Origin of the sequence: Tenacibaculum pelagium (assembly GCF_014062345.1) — a bacterium.
GTDB lineage: Bacteria > Bacteroidota > Bacteroidia > Flavobacteriales > Flavobacteriaceae > Polaribacter > Polaribacter pelagius.
Window position 1 is genome coordinate 1 of sequence record NZ_JACGLS010000022.1, and the last position, 326, is coordinate 326.

1 protein-coding gene is annotated in these 326 nt (G+C 27.3%); it reads right to left on the reverse strand.

Annotated elements, in window-relative coordinates; all coding sequences use genetic code 11:
• Positions 1-128 precede the first annotated feature (128 nt).
• Positions 129-326: tyrosine-type recombinase/integrase (locus H3Z83_RS12855; protein WP_182125898.1), on the reverse strand; the 198-nt coding region annotated here is incomplete at its 5' end.

Genomic DNA, 326 nt, shown 5'->3' on the forward strand with positions numbered 1-326 from the left:
TCCATTGTCAAGATTCCGTTTAATTTCGAAATCTAATTCCAATAGTAATTTATCTTTTTCAGTTTTAAAGTTCGTCATTTCAAATTACTGCCAACTGGTTATATACAATCAAATATATTGCTTTTAGGTTAAATATCTCCGGATAATAAAACATTTCTATTGTTTTTATCCATGTGTTTTAATTTTTGTAAAGCCGTATCTAATGGGTTTTGAATTTCCATTAAATCTTTTCTTTTTACATGAGTGTAAATCATTGTGGTTTCAGGTTTTGCATGACCTAGTAAAGATTGTATATATCTTATGTCAACACCGTTTTCTAATAAATG